General features: G+C 48.7%; 14 protein-coding genes. All 14 read right to left on the bottom strand.

Features of this window, described 5'->3' with window-relative positions; all coding sequences use genetic code 11:
* Nucleotides 1–21 precede the first annotated feature (21 nt).
* Nucleotides 22–3,636 carry a hypothetical protein gene (locus ACX0G9_RS00070; protein ID WP_459062784.1) on the bottom strand — a complete coding sequence of 1,205 codons (3,615 nt, stop codon included), beginning with the start codon at nucleotides 3,634–3,636 and terminating at the stop codon, nucleotides 22–24.
* A gap of 48 nt (nucleotides 3,637–3,684) precedes the next feature.
* Entirely contained in the window at nucleotides 3,685–8,697 is a 5,013-nt protein-coding gene (locus tag ACX0G9_RS00065; RefSeq protein WP_459062783.1) for a hypothetical protein, read from the bottom strand.
* A gap of 26 nt (nucleotides 8,698–8,723) precedes the next feature.
* The gene (locus ACX0G9_RS00060) at nucleotides 8,724–9,140 is read right to left on the bottom strand and encodes a GPW/gp25 family protein (RefSeq protein ID WP_459062782.1); all 417 of its coding nucleotides are present in this window, start codon (nucleotides 9,138–9,140) and stop codon (nucleotides 8,724–8,726) included.
* Between the two features lie 34 nt (nucleotides 9,141–9,174).
* On the bottom strand, nucleotides 9,175–9,465 hold the full coding sequence (locus ACX0G9_RS00055) for a PAAR domain-containing protein (protein WP_459062781.1): 291 nt from the start codon (nucleotides 9,463–9,465) through the stop codon (nucleotides 9,175–9,177).
* A gap of 10 nt (nucleotides 9,466–9,475) precedes the next feature.
* Complete coding sequence (gene vgrG, locus ACX0G9_RS00050; RefSeq protein WP_459062780.1) at nucleotides 9,476–11,116, bottom strand: type VI secretion system tip protein VgrG; 1,641 nt, start codon at nucleotides 11,114–11,116, stop codon at nucleotides 9,476–9,478.
* 35 nt (nucleotides 11,117–11,151) lie between these two features.
* Nucleotides 11,152–11,832 carry a CIS tube protein gene (locus ACX0G9_RS00045; protein ID WP_459062779.1) on the bottom strand — a complete coding sequence of 227 codons (681 nt, stop codon included), beginning with the start codon at nucleotides 11,830–11,832 and terminating at the stop codon, nucleotides 11,152–11,154.
* On the bottom strand, nucleotides 11,832–11,993 hold the full coding sequence (locus ACX0G9_RS00040) for a DUF5908 family protein (RefSeq protein ID WP_459062778.1): 162 nt from the start codon (nucleotides 11,991–11,993) through the stop codon (nucleotides 11,832–11,834). The genes ACX0G9_RS00045 and ACX0G9_RS00040 overlap by 1 nt, the downstream gene beginning before the upstream one ends.
* Nucleotides 11,994–12,056: 63 nt before the next feature.
* Entirely contained in the window at nucleotides 12,057–12,524 is a 468-nt protein-coding gene (locus ACX0G9_RS00035) for a phage tail protein (protein ID WP_459062777.1), read from the bottom strand.
* 22 nt (nucleotides 12,525–12,546) lie between these two features.
* Nucleotides 12,547–12,981 (bottom strand): phage tail protein, encoded by a 435-nt coding sequence (locus ACX0G9_RS00030; protein WP_459062776.1) that lies wholly within the window; start codon nucleotides 12,979–12,981, stop codon nucleotides 12,547–12,549.
* A 56-nt stretch (nucleotides 12,982–13,037) separates the two neighbouring features.
* On the bottom strand, nucleotides 13,038–14,483 hold the full coding sequence (locus ACX0G9_RS00025) for a phage tail sheath family protein (RefSeq protein WP_459062775.1): 1,446 nt from the start codon (nucleotides 14,481–14,483) through the stop codon (nucleotides 13,038–13,040).
* An 11-nt stretch (nucleotides 14,484–14,494) separates the two neighbouring features.
* Nucleotides 14,495–15,685 carry a hypothetical protein gene (locus tag ACX0G9_RS00020; protein WP_459062774.1) on the bottom strand — a complete coding sequence of 397 codons (1,191 nt, stop codon included), beginning with the start codon at nucleotides 15,683–15,685 and terminating at the stop codon, nucleotides 14,495–14,497.
* A 49-nt stretch (nucleotides 15,686–15,734) separates the two neighbouring features.
* Nucleotides 15,735–16,349 (bottom strand): DUF4255 domain-containing protein, encoded by a 615-nt coding sequence (locus ACX0G9_RS00015; protein WP_459062773.1) that lies wholly within the window; start codon nucleotides 16,347–16,349, stop codon nucleotides 15,735–15,737.
* 493 nt (nucleotides 16,350–16,842) lie between these two features.
* A complete protein-coding gene (locus ACX0G9_RS00010; protein WP_459062772.1) occupies nucleotides 16,843–17,721 on the bottom strand; it encodes a dimethylarginine dimethylaminohydrolase family protein in 879 nt (292 codons plus the stop codon).
* Nucleotides 17,722–17,731: 10 nt separating this feature from the next.
* Nucleotides 17,732–18,327, bottom strand: a 596-nt coding sequence (locus ACX0G9_RS00005; RefSeq protein WP_459062771.1) for an amino acid permease, incomplete at its 5' end; no start/stop codon positions are given.

The raw sequence follows: 18,327 nt of genomic DNA, 5'->3' as shown, positions 1-18,327 counted from the left end.
CAGGCTCAACTATTCCCAGGTTCAACATCCGTCATCACAGACACCGCAAGGCTGAAGGGTATTGAGCACATCAACCAGGGGGTTCACCTTTTCATAGCTTGGCATTTCGGTCTGCGCCATTTCCTGCAACCAGTCGGAATATACTTTTTCAAAACGCCTCATCTCATCGATGCCTACCCAGACTACCCGTATCTGCACATGAGCCGGAGATTCAGTCTGTATGGTCTTTTCGACCAGGTTCCGGAAGGTAGCATTCCTAAGCCTTTTTGGCCAGCAGGGAATGACTATCGTAGCACGGAAAGAATAGGGATCTTCATTACTGTCACAGGGATCTGCCTCGCAATAGAGGTCCAGCTCATAACCAAAGTACAGCATCAGGTCACGGATCGCGTCTTCCACATCATTGTCTACCGGCAGGTTGGTTTTGGGATCCCTTTGTTTGTATTCGTAAAGGCTTTGAGCCAGTACCGTTCCGTCATCTCCATGCGTAATTATAAATCCATAAAACAACCCTGCTTCCGTTGTCGTTTCTCCGTTATTGACGATCTTATAATTGATCCTTTCCGAACCAAATTCCCGGAGGTCCTGTATGCGCCGGGTTAATTTCACATATTGGCGGAATTTCATCTGCACCGGCGGAGTTGTATCGGTAAATACCTGCTGGAATAAAAAAGGATAATTGATTACCCCCGATGGGGCTTTCGCTTTCCAGTAATTGAGGACCCAGGGCATATCGTCATAACATTTATCAGGGGGCACCCGGGTAATGATCGTCCGGTAATGGGGGTAATCGACACCCTCCCCAAGGCCGATCCCGAGATCGCAGTTATCCAGGCAGATATTCAATAAGGAAACAGGAATGACCTGGTTCAGTTCGTCCTGTTCGATATCCAGCTTAGGGCGCAATAAAATATGCTCTACCAGGTGAAGGCCCTCGTTATTGTCGATCATTGTCATCGTATCGAGGATCCGTTGCAAGGCATCATCAGCCTTTTGACGGGTATCGAATTGATCGGTGCTGGCAATCTTCACTGCTTTTTCCGGATCCAGATCATCTACCAGATCATACCAGAAAGCGCCTACTGCACCAGCAGTTTTCCGTGTTTTTCTTTTCAGATCCTGACCGGGCAAATAATATTGCCGGTCGTCTCCGTGTTCCAGGATTTGGGTCATCAGGAGTTCGGTGCAGCAACCATCTTTAACATCCCGGCTGGTGAGCAGTATGATCGTATTGTCATCCGGGTCAAGCAATTTTATCACATTCAGCAAATTGCCGAAGACATCCTTTTTCTGGGTCGTTTGTTTTTTATCATCGGTCTGAAGTGAAGGTTCGCTGACCAAATAATCGGGGGCCAGGCTGCGGCATTCCACCTTCGGAAAACCCAGCAACCGTCCGATCCTTCTCTCTGCACCGGAAATATTGGCGGAATCCCAGCTGTCAGGCAATGAATAATTGTAGCCCAGACCGCGCTCGCTGGAAATATGCATATATTCTCCGTCCTTCAGGATCCGGATCTTATCGCCGATCAGCCTCTGGTCTGCATTTACGGGTGTGAGCCAGCGGGTAAGCGCCTCGTATTCGCTCAGATCCTCGCTGAACCGTGCCAGCATATGGTTTAAGAATTTATTACGCCGCGAATAGAACAGGGATTGAGGCTCCGTCATATCCTGCAGCAGTTTGGCAAAATCAGCCACGATCTGATCGAAATGATCCGCTCCCCGGTTATTCTGATCGATGATCAGTTCCTGCAGTCCCTGGAATTCGGTTAACACCCGGGTAAAATAGGTTTGCTGAACACTGTCGTCGAAGCTGAACAGGTCCCGTAAATGATCCAATTGGACCAGGTATCCGGAAATGATCTGTTCGAAGAATAACATATATCCCCGTAATTGACGGGCCTGCGCAATCCGGGTAGGATCGGTTGTCGCGTTTAAGCCTTCCCGTTCGCTCACGCCGTAACACATGGGCAGGGAATAGGTCACCGGGTAATAATCTTCCAGTTCCATATTTTCTCCTACGGGTATAGGAAGATCCGTCGTTACGCCCTCCAGTTTGTATTTGCGTTCAAGGGTCTTCATGTCCTTGAATAATTTCAGCATCCGTTCCGGTCTGCGGTCTCCTGTATCCCCCACATAATAGGTGATGACTTCGCGTTCCTTACAAAATACAACCTGGGAAAGTGCAGGCTGGATCCGTGCGATCTTCCGCTGTTCTTTCAAAAATTCGATCCAGCGGTTAAAATATAAATGACTGACATCCTTCTTAAACCCGGAAAAAGGTAAGTGGAGATAAGTAATGGCGATGATACCCTTGATATCGGAAATGGAATTGATCAGATCGGACAGATGAATATCCCGGAAAAAGTCCGTGGTTTCGAGTTCGGCGCTATCTACAAAGCCGTGATCCAGGGCCGGCCCCTCAAAAACTTCATCCATCTGGAACCCTTTATCCAGCATCTGTTCGATCGTATAGAACGGAACCGAAGGACTAAAATATTTATAGATCAGGAAAAAGACCTGGGCCAGGATACTATCGGTATCTGCATATTCCTCCACAACAAAGGAGGCGCCGATTCCAAAATCTTCATACTCCGCGGCATTTACACTCATGACGTCCTCGCAAAGGTTACGGTTGGCTGAAAGCCGCTCGACGACTTTTTGCCGGATAGTTTCCCGCTCTTCGGTATCGGTAATATTTTCTTCATATTCGATCATGATATCGTACAGCCCTTCGATCTCGACGATCTTACTGGCGAGAGCTGTCCGGTTTATCAGCTTTAATTCATCGATAAGTCTGAGCCTGTTGGTTTCGTTGGCTGTCACGAAAGCGTCCTTTTGTTGGGAGATGGTGATATATTGTTTCTGAAGCGGGGCGATCTTTGCCCTGAGTGCGTCTGCTTTTGCAGTATCGCCGGCCTTAATTGCATCAGCCAACTGCCGTTCCAGCGGTTTGATCTGTTCGTTCAATTCATGGATCTGTTTTTTGAAATCATTGATCTGGGCATCCAGTTTTTCCAGTTCCCCCATGTTGATAAAATCAGTCTCGTTCCTGGTTCCTTTGGGATGGTGGACGCCGCCTACGGTATTAGGGCCTCCGGTCAATTCCAGTTTACGTTTATCCCAGGCTGCCTGGTATTTGGTCAGGTCAACCGGGTCCAGCCCCAGCTTTCCAAGGCAAAGTTTGGTCTTGGCGGGAATACATCCGCAGTCGGTATCAGGCCGGTGATCCCAGGCATTGTAATCGATCCAGACGGGAACTTCATAGTCCTTACCAGGAGTGATCCAGGCGTTGCGGACACCTGTTACATCGATCATCAGTTTGCGGTAGTCGTCAATGGTCAGTGCCGCGTTATGGAGTATCTGGCGTGCCGTATAAAAGATCTGGTTCCAGGTATCGGCAGTCAGGTTTGCAGGGGCCAGGAGATCCTTTACTTCAAAACCGGTCCGGTAAGCCAGATCCGTGATAGCGTATACTACCGCCTCCAGGATGGTTATACCCGGATCGGAAAAGTTATAATCGGTCCAGTTAGCGTTGCTCAGCGCGGCGATCTGACCGATCCCTTGTTTACGCATGGCCTCATAATCTTCCGCAGGCAGAAGGGGATTGGCTTTTATCAATGAGACTTGATCTGGCATGATTTGCTCGTTTTATATGGTGTATTCATTTTCATTCCGGGCCGCTATTCAAGCGTCTCCTTTCGGAGGTTTAGGATGAACAGGTGGCGCTTTTTTTACCGGTGCCGGTTTGACTGAGGCTTTTTTTGTTGCGGCTTGTTTGACAGGATGATCCTTAGCGAGCTCCGCAGCCGGCTTAACGGGAACAGGATCCGGGTGCCCTGTTGCTGTGACGGCCGTAGCCTGCCCCGGAACCGCGGCGGGTGCGGGCTGAGCCGGATGAAAGGGTTCCTGAGCCAAATGAATGGGTTGTACTGGCTGAAAGCCGCCGGGTCGGGCAGGAGCCGGTTGGGCCGGGGCTGGTGCAGGAGCCGGCTGGGCGGGTGCGGGTTGCGATGGTGCAGGTTGGGTTGGCGAGGTCTTTACCGGTACCGGCTGACCGGGAACGGGTCGATCGGGATCCGGATTGCCCGGAGGCACCGGAGCAGGCGGCTGGGCCACTCCATTTAATTTTCTCCTGTCGCAGGGGGACATTGAATCAGGTGCCTCATAGGGCACGATGATATGCTGCGGAACCGAGACAAGGATAGAACGGGGCCCGGAAGGCACCGCTACGATCTCTCCCCTGAATTTGGTTTGCCCTGCCACCAGGTAAAATACTTCCTCACAATTACAGGCCTTTTTAATCGCCATGGCCAGATCATCGGAAAAGTGACCGGCAACTCCTCCGGTATCGGAAACCGGACCAGCTGTGGTGCCTCCGGCACCAGTACCCGTATTGCCGGGCCCTCCCGTTGTGCCGCCCTGAGCGGGGGGCGCAGGTTCCTTGCCGTGATCATGTTTCGGACAGCATTCGTCCTTACAGACAGCCATAAAAAAATCGGTAATGAAGTCAACGTAGGGACGTTTTTCGATAAAATTTATAATTGAAGAGGCATACACTTTCTGGCCGAAAACCAGATCGGCCGTTTCATCAAATGCCCAGGGCGTGAGATATTGTACAATGTCCGTATTTAACTGTTTCAGGTAATAACCTATATCGTATCCCAGATAGAATTTTACCCGGAAGGCTACAATGATCTCTTCGTAGACCGGGTTTTTGGCATGCACATGAACAAAGGGAGATACGCGTTGCTGTAAAAAAGCCTGGATATCCAGGAGCGTTCTGCGGCTGGTCTTGGGCTTGAGCGGATTTACCGCATTCCTGTTCTTCAGGAATGCGACAGGGATCAGTAACACATGACCGGGTGCCACCTGGGGACCACAGCAGGTCGAGGCAACAGTATGACCACTTTGACCACCTGAAGGCTGGTCCTGTGTATAAACCAACCTGCGGAATGCATTTGCCAGCAAAACCTCAGCGCGGTCAACCGATAGATTGCCCCCTATATCTCTCCGGCCTGTGATATTGTCCGGATGTGTGGTGGTAACTTTTGAATGCCTGCACAGACAATTGGGATCGGTATGCGGGATGCATTTCACTTTATAGATACCGGGAAAACGATCCAGCACCAGATGTTCATAATCCCAGGCATTGATAGCCCTGCCCTTATGCCGCAATCGTTCGCTCACCCGCGTATAATATTCTTTGGGGGTCTCCCTGTGTTTGCCGTCGAAGGAAGAGAACGGTTGCTGCACCTTGCTCACCTGGTCGACAGCAGTGGCTAATTTACCGATACTACCGGCCGGCAATGAACTATCGAAATGAGTAGAGCTGTTCCCTTTATCCTGGAATACCACTTCCGCAGCCTGCGCCACAATATCGATCAGTTCCGGTATGCGGTCTGCGTTCTCCGTTACACTGGCACAGAACCAGGTCAATCCATTGGTCAGGATCGTATGCTTGTCATTGGCATCTTCAGGTACTTCGATTCGGATGATACCCGTGGCCTGGAACCCGACGGTTCCATCGGAGATCAGGTTCTCCCCTTTCAGGGGCTTCCATTGATTAAAACTTAAATAGGACCAGTGAACAGGAGGCGGATCGTCGTCTTCATCGGCAGCACTCCCTTCGGCAAATTGAAATAACAGGGAAAGCGTTTGCAGGGGAACGGCTTTTTCCAGTCCGATGAACAGGAGCCCTTCTTCCTGAAGCACTCCTGAATACTGGTTCAGGGAATTTTGCCGGTCCTTCAAACCAGCCCCCATCGATACGACCTGCGGATAATCAAAACGTGCCTCAGCCGCAGGCAGCCGTTGCGCCACCAAATCCAGGGCATTAGAGATTCCAGTCAATTTTTTATCGGAATGAAAAAATTCATTCCCCTGCCCGGCCTGAATCTGATATACAGGTTTGGGGGGTGCAGGAGCTTTGTCCAGCACCGAATATGGGCTGGCATAGGTGAACTGAGGAAACAGGCGGTTACCGGCATCCACCAGCAGACCTGCCCGTTGATTATCCAGATAGGTATATCCCTTTGCCGGTTTGTTTAGGAAACGACCGGGCGAATAAACTCCTGTTTCGAGACCGGATAAAAAAGTCTCGGTTACACCAAAGGGATAGATATGAAAGAACTGGTCGATCCCTCCTTCCAGGACAGGGAGGACAGAATGATAGCTGAGGGCAATCTCCTTTACTTTTAATTTTGGCGCTATGGCCTGGCTGTCCTGCATCGTGATGGGATGGGTGTCTGCGTTCTCCCTCGCAAAGGTGATACGAAGAAAACCCTTATCTACCTGGTTATTCCAGGCAGTAACATCCTCAACCGGTTTGCGGACCAGTGGAAAAGCGGCAGAACGGGTAGTTGCATTCGAAATATCCCTGACAAACAATATATTATCCGGAAGATCGGCCGGATAAATGCTGCCGCCTGTGTCCGTGGACAATTCAACCCAATCACTGTTGGTGCGTACGGCCACTTCTATGGTAGATGGAGGAATAAAGGCATGAGGGGTTAATACCGCCTTTTTTTCGAGTCCTGCATTTTTATCCTGAGCCGTTTTATCCTGAGCTGCCTTTTTTCCTGGTACAGCCTTATGCTCCAGCGAGGAATTGACTTTAAATACAAATCGTTTATCGTAATTCCGTCGCACCTGTACGGCCAATTGTCCAAGGGGTTTGTTAAATACTTCTGAGCTTCCGATATACAGAGACTTACCATCGTCCGGATAAGCGGTATAAGGATCGAAAGGCTTATCCGCAGGGATAGCCCCATCATCATTCTGCAGAACAAGCTGGTGCAATCCATCATACAAAGGATTGGACAATAATTCTTGTGGAATATTCAAGGCTCCGATAACAGGAGTATTTAACTGAGTGCCCGAAGGAAATATACTACCCACCTGTACTTCCAGACTCAACTGACTTACCTGCATATTGGTCAAAACATCTTCCTGCAAGGCGACCTGCGGAGTCAGTAATACCTGCATGACAGGATAGAGCGTCTTATAATCCGCACCCTTATGCAGCTTAGGATCGTAATTGACGATCGGCTGCTCGTTGGGTCCCAGGTAAATAAAAACAGTTTCATGGTCATCTTCCATATAATACCCGGTGGCAATATTGGTATCGCCGTTGCTGTTGACTGCATCCGGATTAATGATACCTGCCGGAAGGTACTGGGTAAGGCCGTCATATTCGTCCTGAGGCATCAATCGGGAAATCCCGAGCCAGCCTTTCTGCCCGGAAAGATAAATATGGAAAGGGCTTTTTACAGTGCTTAATTGGCCGCTGGCGCTCACATCGGTCAGGGCCCGACTTAATCCTGCAATCCGCATCCGGATGATCCGTTTCCCTCCCTGCAGTAACAATTGCGGGGAGGCTATGGCAAACCCGATCTGGCTTCTGTCGATACGACCTAACTCTTCTTTCACCTGATCAACCAGGTCGCAGGGATTTTTAGAGGGATTGTCCAACGGATTCCCTTTCCCGAACGTGACCCATTTACCACTGGGATCGGTAATAGGTGCTCCAAAACCATCTTGTGATTTAGCAACCGGCCGGGCATAATAACCTACCAGCTTGTTAACCACCTTTGTTGCATTATTTAGACCGGTTAGGGTGACGGAGGATTTTTCGAGAAAGAAATTTTTCATTTCCTTCACTTTTGCCTGGTTAATGACAAAGTCATTTTCAGTCGCATAAATCTGATCGATCCCCGTATCGTCCTTTCCGGCTTTTAAAGCAGTGCCCAACGGAAGATCATAGGCTGTCACATCCTTGGCCAATTCAAATACGATATAAGCTTTGTCGGGTATGGAGGGTTTCTCCGGCAATTGCAATACTTCCCGGTAATAGTAATCGAGCATTTTACCCGTAAGGCCGTTGAACTGATCCCTGGCGACCTGGAATAATTGGAGGAAGGTGATGAATAAAGCCATATGCGGCTGGTGGGCAGGATATCGTTCCAGCGCAAACTGCAGATAGTTATCGGAGCTGCCGACCAGTTGGGTGATGAATCCATAGAAACTAAGAAATACATCGTCCATGTATAATGCGGCATTACGAAATTTATCGGCATCATGCGGCCCTTCGAAGATACTTGTATCGGTAACTACAGGATCGTTGATACCCCAGATATCAGGATTTTCTACTGAAGAAAAATCCAGGTTCAGAGCCGGGCTGTTATACAGTGCCTTATATCCCATTTCAAAGGCAATCATTTTTTTCACGGAATCCTTCAGCGAAGAGGCTATGCCAAGAGACAGATCCTGGCGTAACGGATTTTCCGGGATCGCGATGGAATACCAATGATCGATCTGGGTCAGGATGGTAAGGACGGGGGGAAAAAGGGAGATAAAGAGATCAGGTGTGGGGGCAATATCGAGATTGGAACGGATCAGATCATAATTGGTCTTCCATTGGGCCGTATCCACTACCCCGATCGAAGCGGCAATGACCGCCATGTCGCGTCTGAAAAATTCCTTCCAGCTTATCTTCGCCGGATCGGTAGGATCGGCGATCTTGCTGGCCGGGATGTCATAGAACCGGATTTGTTCTGCATAACGCCTGGCAAAAACCAGCAGTTCTTCCGGATTTCTTTCATCAATAGGCGCGTATTGCGGATCCAGCGCTTTCAGGTAACGGGTCAACTGGCCGGAACCATCACGGTTTATTTCAGAATGACAGGAACAGTTACACATGGGAATATGCTATTTGATGTTATGGATCACCGGTCTACGTTGGTAGCTTCGTTGATATAAAATGGATACACATAGTTATAACGGGTATTCGTGGCGATGACCGTGTACTGAACATTGATGTTCAATATTCCTTCTTCCTGTGAAGGTGTGGCCTCCAGATCACCCACGATGATCCTTGGCTCATAGAAAACCAGGGCATCATGCACAATTTTTTTGATCAGTTCCAGTGTGGAAGGGTTCATGGTATCGAATATATAAGGCTGCAGGTCACACCCGAAATTGGGAAGCATCACCCGCTCGCCGGTGATCGTAGCCATAATGATATGGATACTGCTCCGGATATCATCGTTCCCCGATAACATTTCCACGCCATACCATTCGCGGCGGAAAGTGGGCGGAAACCCCCAGCCCGTACCTAAAAAAGAGGGATCTGTCGTTGCCATATATTTTTTTTTATCGTTAAGCTTTTTTATTCTTTTACCCCCCGATCAGCACCGTGGGCAGCCCTGCTGCGATGCTGCCTCCATGGGCCGTCTGATCACCTTGGCGGGCTGCCGGCTGACCGCCGATCGAAACCGTTAGCGATCCCATGGAGACACTGTCAGGAGGGCCTGCACAGACACATACGCTTCCTTTCGTTGCCGCCATCTGCCCCCCGATCAGCACCGTCGGTATTCCCGTACTGACAGGTCCGCCCGTATGCGGGCTTGTATCCGGGTTAATGACCGGACAAATATGATTATCGGTTACTCTTGCCGCTGCTCCCATTTTTTATATTTTAATTGATCATTACCTTGAGTCCCTTTATCGTAATATTTCCGGAACCGGATTGGATGGTAATCCCCGATGTATCCATTTTGATGCTGTTCGTATTTTCATCCGTCAATTCCAGACCGCCGCCATCGCTGTTAAGGACAATGGATTTTTCTCCGGAATCGGTCGTCACCAGCAGCGTCATACTTTTTTTCGTTTCATCGAATATCAGCTTGGTGCCTTGTTTGGTTACGAATCCATATTGCTCGGAAGACGGATCGTTCGTTATCGGAGAGCTGTGGGAATCCTTGCTATGCAGATAACCCAGTATGATGGGTTCCCTCGGATCGTCATTCAGAAAACCCAGGACCACTTCATCCCCCACCTGCGGCCGGAAGTAAACACCCCGGTCCGCACCTGCATCCAGCGTAGCCACCCTTGCCCAGATCCCCGGTTCTCCCGAATCGATCGTAGGCACTTTTACCTGCACCCTGAACTGCCCGCCATCCTCATTATCGACAACTTCATTCACGATGCCGATCTGCAGACCGTTGATACCCGGCAAAAGGCCGGAGGCAGGTTTGTTAATAACATCTTCTCTTTGAAAGAACCATTCCTCTCTCCACCCAAACTGGATATCTGTATGCCAGAAACCTTCGTAATGATGCAGGATCCCGGTGACAAAAACATTCCCGCTAAAACGATCCCCTACTCCCGCCAGGGTGATCATATTGCCAGGTTTTACTGCAGCTTTTCCTTTTATCCGTACTCTTCCGGCAGCCTTGGAAAGATGGTTGCGTAATGCATAGGCATCCGACCAGTTCTGTAATTGATCCTGTGTGAGATGCCCGGTATGATTAAGCACGACATCAGCCGCCAGTACTGTTCCCAGATCATCCGAAGAAAGATTGCCGTTCTCGCTGAAAGTGGCCGATCCACTATCGGATTCTTCTTTCGCCTGCCGGGTATAATCCCAGGAACGGCTGATGACCGACTGCGACTGCCTCCGCGCATCCATTTCCGCCTCGAATTCCCAGATATCCTGTCCATAGGTCGCTGTCAATACAGGCGACCCGGAGGTGTCCGGTTTTTTGACCAGCAATTTTCCATCATCCGTCAGGGTCAGCATCCCGTTGGCCTCGGCGCGGGTGACGATAAAATCCCAGTCACTGCTATCGAACTGGACCATCTGTTTGGGGGCAGGTCCCGTCGTTGGATCTATATCGGTATCCAGCCCGGCGGCCAGATCGGTAAATACATCACTGTCTTTTTTATTCAGGAAATAGGCACTTTTACGGGAACCCGTTAGTTTGATCGCCTTATCCTTGGCCTCGATCATTAACAGGGAAGAGCTTCCCGGACGGATCTTAATACCATGTTTGACAATGACCCCCTCAAAAACCGTATCTGCATCCCCGTGGTACCCTAATTGCACTTTAACAGGATTTCCCGGCTTGAATTTATCATCGTTACTTAACGGAAAATCACGGTCGGATGCTGACCCATCAATAAAAATCAGTTTGGCCCAGGAAATTTTATTAAAAGTCTTATTGACCGTAACCTGGGCAAGTGTGATCTCATTGCTCAATACGGTACCGTTAATAAATACCTTGGTGGTCACTACATCGGTGGGTGGCTGAGCTCCTGGTGGTAAACCGTCCGGCATGAAAGAGGGGGTTTAACGTTTGTAAATAAATGAAATTATTGGGTAGTAATGGGTGGAAAGGTCAAAACAGAATTGGGCTTTAGTTTTCGGAAATTTTTCAGCCTGTTCACCTTAGCCACCTGGAGATAATAATGGGAATCATTATAGGTCCGGTAGGTAAGCAGCGGGAGTATATCTCCGTCCTTTACGGTTACCAGATGTGTCAGATCGGGAGAGGATAAGGCCCCCAATATAGCACCAAGCGTTCCTAAAGTTCTTTCCGTAAAACTGGCCGATACCTTTGCCCTTATCGGGAACCCGAACATGTCGAACATCGTATAGGTGACCGTGGACGAATTGATGATACAAGTGGTGATAAAGGTCCCGTATTGTACCAGCAGATAAGGAGGCCGGTGACTTGATCCCTGTAAAGTAGTAGTGGCCAAACGGAACAGGGCTATCTGAATAGTAACCGGGATTTTTACCCCATTGGTATTGACCCCTGTCCCATCGAGGGTGAACTCGATGGTAAAAGTCCTCGGATCCACCCTGTTGAAGGTAGGATCCGAACCGCTCTGGCCGGGACCGCAATCACCATTCCAGCTGACATTTTCGCTGATGGCCAGGGTATCCGGGTTGAACATGCAAATAAAAGGTATGCCATTCGGGATGCCTTCCTTGGTGGTAGGAAGTATCTTGAGATTGAAGGGCAGTTTTGCCGCGCTTTGGGTATCCATTATCGTTCCCCTTTTTCTTTTAGAATTTCTAATACCTTTTCCATGATATCCGAATCGGAGCCGCTGTTGCCGGAAGGAGGGCATTCAGGCTCAGTCTGCTTTTGGCCGGGTCGGGGATCCACCACCGCCCGGACCACGACCTCATTGATCTGTACCGGCATACTGGTTGTATTTAATGTGAATGTTGCTTATTATTTCTATCCTCAGACCTGTTATTTCCATCCTCAGACCTGGCGTTCAAAATACTGATACGCCAGTTCCAATGTCTCGATCAGGATTGAATTCTCAGTCGCCTTCAGATCCGAACAGGACCATTTCAGCGGGTAGGCCTGCACGATATTCCAGACTGCGATAGGCTGGTCCGCCTCGTCAAGGAGCGAAACCACCAGATCTGCCGGTTTGAATTCATAGAGCGGTACCGTGAAATAGGTATGCATCGCGGATTTGAACCAATCCAAAAAAGGAGATTTGGTAACCAGACCCCTCTTGAGAACCAGGTTAGGATACTTGGCCCGTTTGGGCAATTTATAAACGAACCGGTTCTCCCCTCCTTCGGCCAGTTCTTCCGTTTCGACCTCGAAGGACAATCCGCTCACTTCCTGAAACCGCTGCTCTTTATCGTCCCCCATTCCGGATACGCCGTTGAACTCTACCTTAAAATGAAATCCTGTTGGTGGATAATAAGTGGCCATAACGCTTGGATGGTTTTACGACTTAGGTGGTTTTAACGGAAAGACCCTCGTGTGTCAGTTCAATGGATTCGATAGCGATCTCATTGCCCGTTGCTTTCAGTCCGGGTCCTTCGACCTTCACCGGCCATGCCTGTGAGATGGTCCATACCATCACCGGATCGCCTTCATCATTGAGCAGACTGACCGTAATATCACGGCGTTCCACATTGGGCGCACCATTGTTGTTGAACCAGTTGAACAGGTCATTGTTCTTTTCCACTATACCTCTTTTAAAGGTTACATTGGGGAATTTTACCTGACCCGGCCTTTTGAGGGGAGACTGATGCGGTTTCATCAAACCGTCGCGGTATTCTATTACCTGGATCTCCTGTGATAAGCCGGTAACGTCTGAAAATCCTATGTCCGTGTTGTTCCAGGATACTTTATAGTGGAATACTGGTATGGGATATGTTGCCATTTGAATCGTTATTTAGAAGTTCAATAATTTATTTATTTTTGGGCCCGGACCGCTGATCAGGATTGTTGCATCAGCTGGATGTACGTAAAGATGACGAACTCAGCCGGTCTTGCCACGGCCATGCCGATCTCGATGTTCATCCGCCCTTCCAGTATATCAACCGCATTCATGGTCGTACCCAATCCGACTTTTACATAATAAGCCTGCTCTGGTTTTACGCCAGCCAGCGCTCCATCCTTCCATTTTTGAAAGAGATAGTTCTCCACCATGGCCTGGACCTTTACCCAGGTACCGATGGTATTGGGTTCGAACACCACCCACTGGCTGGATTTTTTGACAGACTCCTCTACCATGTTGAAAAAACGGCGGACACTGATATATCTCCATTCATTGTCATTTCCGGCCAGGGTACGCGCTCCCCAAACCAGGGTTCCGTAACCGGGAAAAGTCCGGATGACATTAATCGATTTGCCGGAGGTTGGATCGACATTGAGACTATCCTGCTCCCTGTTGGAAATGGAGAGATTAGGTCCGATCACGGAAGACACCGATTCATTGGCCGGCGCTTTCCAGACCCCTTTGTTATTATCCACACTGGTGTAGATTCCGGCCATGGCAGGTGTCGGCGGAAGAACGACCGTCACATGTTGGGTAAGAGCGGTCTGAACCTTGGAGTAAAGGATGGATCCTGCTCCAACATCGCTGAGTTTTTTACCGGTATAATCCGGAACAGCCGCAGCAATGCCCGATGGTGTATCGGAAGTGATCACGAGATTATCAAAATCAAACTTATACGGATAGGTACTGATCAGGTTCGGATAATAAGCCGCAGCATATTTATTTTTGTCCGGAGTAAAAGTGGCTCCACGAATCAACGCTACGTCCGCGTCAATACCCCCGACCGGGTTAGTCGGCGTCTTTGGAGTAACCTGCTCCGGATCGATCAATGCAAAGCGGTCTTTCAGGTTATAGGCCTGGTTGATCATTTCATTCACCAGAGTTTTGTAATCGTCTGCCACCTGCGATTCCGGAATACATAGCAGGGTCACTTCGTCGATATCCGCTACTAGCGCCAGCCCTGCTTTAAGAGCAGCGGTCTTGGGAGCACCCGGTAATGCCCCGTATTTGTCCACCGACACGATATAACAGGTTCCGCCCCCGTTATCATAAAAATGCTGAAGGGAATAATAGAGATTGTACACGGATTTTTTAGTGGGATCCTGCGTGACGATCACATCGTACCTATTACTGCCGTAATCCGTTACGGCAATGGTCACACTGTCGTTAGCTTCAGTTGGTGGCCCGCCGAAGTAGGTCGTAAAATCCGTGAAACCCTCGATCTTTGTTGGAATCATTTTCAGATCGCCGGGGGCAAAACGATCTGCTTTTTCGGTATAACCGATAAAAGCAGGTATCGCGGTTTCCACTTCGGCGACGGAAGGTGGGAGTGTAGGGATTTCCTGCACATAGACACCGGGTGTTGATAGTTTTAAAACTGCCATTTTGTTTATGATTAAATCGTTATGAAAACATCGGAATAAATAGCGGGTAGTCCCGTTGCATCGATCAACCTTGTAGAAGGAAAAGCGAGGTCATTTCTGACAGCGGCCTCTTTGACGAGGTCTCCTACATATTTTTTTAAGGTCAGGCTCAGGGCATCATGAGTGGCGCTGGTCGAAGAGGTATATTTCTCCTGAAGCACCACAGGATTCTGGGACACGAATACAATATCCGTATCGGTAACGGATTGCCGGTTAAACAGGATGGTCGTATCATTGGTCACAATATTCAATTCATTGATAAAAGTTATCTTATCTGCGGGGCTGAGGGCAGCCATTTCCAGGGTAAGCGGACTATTAGGAAGAAGATGTATGGTATATCTCCAGGTGGTCGGGCGATTCTTAAAATGGATCAGGTAGGCAGGTCTTTGCGGGGTAAGCGAACGGTCAGCTTCAATCAGGCGGTAATTGGCTGCCAGCAAAGCGCTCAGCGACAGCTCCACAACACCGAATATGGGCTGCCCGGAAATATCGCCGGAATAATAAAAATTTTGAATTGGAGCACCGCTGATGGAAAACAGGCAGGTCCCAATGGGCAGGGAAGATAAATTAAAGACCAGATCGGACGCGCCGGCATCAGTGATGAGGGAAACAGGATCCAGTATGATCCCACCCAGGAGGTGCTTGATCTTCGCAGCTCCCGCTCCAACTACCGCCGGAGAATGGTAGCGGAACAAAGAGCCTGATCTGGGAACGATATCCTGGATACCCTTCACGCCGGAAGGATCCATGCTCAGATGGACCCCTGTCCTGGGAGCGCCGAGATCGGAAACCTGATTGGAGAAATAATAAAAACTACCTGGTGCCGGTTGAGGGACAAGGTCATCGAAGTTCAGGAAATCCGGATTATTAACGAGTATCCAGAAAGTAAGTTTATCATCCGGTCTGGCAGGGAACCGAAGCAGGTCATCCCCCCCGCCATTCTTTCCCAATACACGGGAGAAGACTACACAACCTCCCGTTATATCTGTATTGCGGAAGATGAAATTCATCCGGTCCATAACGTCCAGACATTCGGAAGTGGGCTGCAGATAAATGTCCAGGACCGGTGTACTCTGATAACGGCGGCAGATATTATTCTGATAGAAGGACTGCTCCACCGACAGACTGAATAGTTCTACATATTTGACCTGAATTCCGTACATAAGTATGTTTCTGAATTTTCGAATTTGTTAATCCGCCAGGTGTTTCGATTTAGTTCTCTATAAAATTGATCTCGTTGATCGCGGCCGCTTTTTCGTTGCTCCTCGTTTCAAATACCGTGATCATATGAATCTTATATACTGCGCTGGGTATATATTTTCCACCCAGCATGGCCCAAAGATTGTTCTGGGCCTCGAAAGAAATGTTGATGAGGTGGAAAAAAAGCTTTTCGATCAACTGCCAGGGCTTATTCACCGGATCCGTCACCGAGGCATTGAGGGAAGGATATCTTGTAGCGTCGAATACCGGATTGGCCTGAAAGAAACTGACCACATCCGAAAGATCGCGTAAGGCAGTTTCATAATGGCTGTTATGGGCCGCGAACAATACAATCAGATCCAGTTCAACGGGTGGGTTCAACCGAAGAAATTTATTATCCGCCGTTGGTACATAATAAGGACGTTTCCCTTCTCTTCGTTCTTCTTCCAAACTGACAAGCTGCATGGTGACATGGGTAGTGTCCGTGATATTCAAGGTTCCGTTGGGCAGAACAATGGGCTTCAGATCCACTACATTTCCGATACTATAATTGGGGGGATCCTGTTCGCGTTCCACGATATAGGCGTCCAGTTCCTTTTTTATAAATTCCAATGCCGTCCGGATCATACGCGTTTAGAATTAGAGTTTAGTAGAATTAGCGTTTAGAATCGACGTTTATATTCAATGTTTATACTAATATAAAGGCTCAAAATATCCCATCAGCCATATACAATACATTCCCCTTTGGGAAAATCAACTCCCATGTATGGCCTGTGTTTCTCATGTACTAAATAGATCGTCCGGATCGTCTCAAAATAGATAGCCTCATCGGCTGAAGCCGAATCAGGTATTTATACTTGTGCCTTGGCAGGTATAAATACGGATAGGAATCATTAAATTCTTTCTACTTTGAATAGTTAACGGATGCTACGGGTAGAGCCTGGTGCTTGGGTTGAAGATAAGAGTCAGAAATTCCCTGCTATTAAATAATCATTTTCTTAAGAACCTTTCGAGTAAATTTCTATGCAGTAATTGAATAGACTAAGTAACTAACCGGACGTAAAGGTATATATCCTATTTTTAAAAACAATACCACATAGTGGTAAATTTTTTTATCCGACTAACGATCCCTTACTACAGGTCGGGTAAGACAGGTAGGACCGCCTCCTCCTTTTACGCTGATCTCTTCCCCTATGTAGGTGATCACCGTACAACCAGCCTTTCTCAGGGCTGCTTCGGTAATGGGATTACCTGCAACCATCAGGCATTTCCGCGGACCAAGTGCCAGGACGTTACAACCCATGGAATCGAACTCCTGGTCCGGAACTTCAACCAGCAGGAAACCGCGGCCCAGCAAATGATTCCTGAATCCGATCGGCATCAGCGGAGAATAGATCACAGCGAGATCCTTATCCACCGGGCTTAGGATGGACATCAGGTGAAACACATCCGAAGGGCCTTTGTAATGCGGCAATGGAACGGTGATCACTTCAATGCCCAAGGGGTTCAGCCATTCCTCCACCTGTTTTATACCCGCAGCATTGGTACGATAAGTGTGCCCGACCGCCAGCGTGCGTTCATCCAGCCATACCACATCGCCGCCTTCTACCGTACCAGGGCCTGTTATGGTACCAAGTATCGGCAAACCATTTATTTCGAATGCTTTTTTTTGCGCGGAAGGTTCATATTTACGGCCGGACTTACCCATATTACAAAGGATCATACCGTTATCCGTACTGATGGCGGCATCCCGGCAATAAATCGAATCGATACTTACTGTTTGGTCCCGGGGAAAATAAAGGACCTCTGTTCCCGTCTCTTTTATAATGGTTTCAAATTTTTCGTATTCGGCCAAGGCCTTGGCCAGGTCTGGTTTGTCCGTCCAGTTAAGCCCTTTCCATTCCAGGGAAAGACGCGATTCATCGATCAGCGCATCTGCCGCCCGCTTGATGTATAATGATCTTAACTTTCCTATTTCCGACTGACAGGTGGTTGCCATAATTTATTTATTATTTCCCTTTTTCGGATACTTTCCTCTTCCAAACGACCCATACGTAAAAGGGAATCCCTGCTATCAACAGAAGGGTACCCCAAAAGACAACGGTTTGTCCAGCTCCTATTACGGCCCATAATGAAAAGATAAAGGCAAGTGAGGCGATCACCAGCGCACCCACCCGCTGTCTTTTTCCGGTTTCCTTTTTTTTGAGGACCAGGAGCGCATAAGCCGCTGCGGAAAAAAGATAAGGAACCAATACGGTCAGCGTGGTCAGCAACAGCATGAATTTAAACTGTTCCACCAGCCCCCGGGTATAATTCATCATCATAAACACGGAGACCAGCACGCTTCCGATGATGATACCCGCGGCCGGAACCCCTTTTTTGTTTTTTCGCTCAAAGATGGCAGGGAACAATTTATCCTTGGCGATGGCATAGGATATCTGGCCCTGTATCAGGATCCAGCCGTTCAATCCGCCGAATGCAGCCATGGCAACTCCCGCCCCGATCCAGTACCGGGCATTATCCCCCCAGATCAATACCGCTACATCCGCAAAGGGCGTTATAGAATGTTGCAGATCTTTAGAGGGTATAATGCCCATAACGCTGA

The sequence above is a fragment of the Flavitalea flava genome (assembly GCF_054461575.1).
This window is presented reverse-complemented; position numbering and strand designations above follow the sequence as displayed.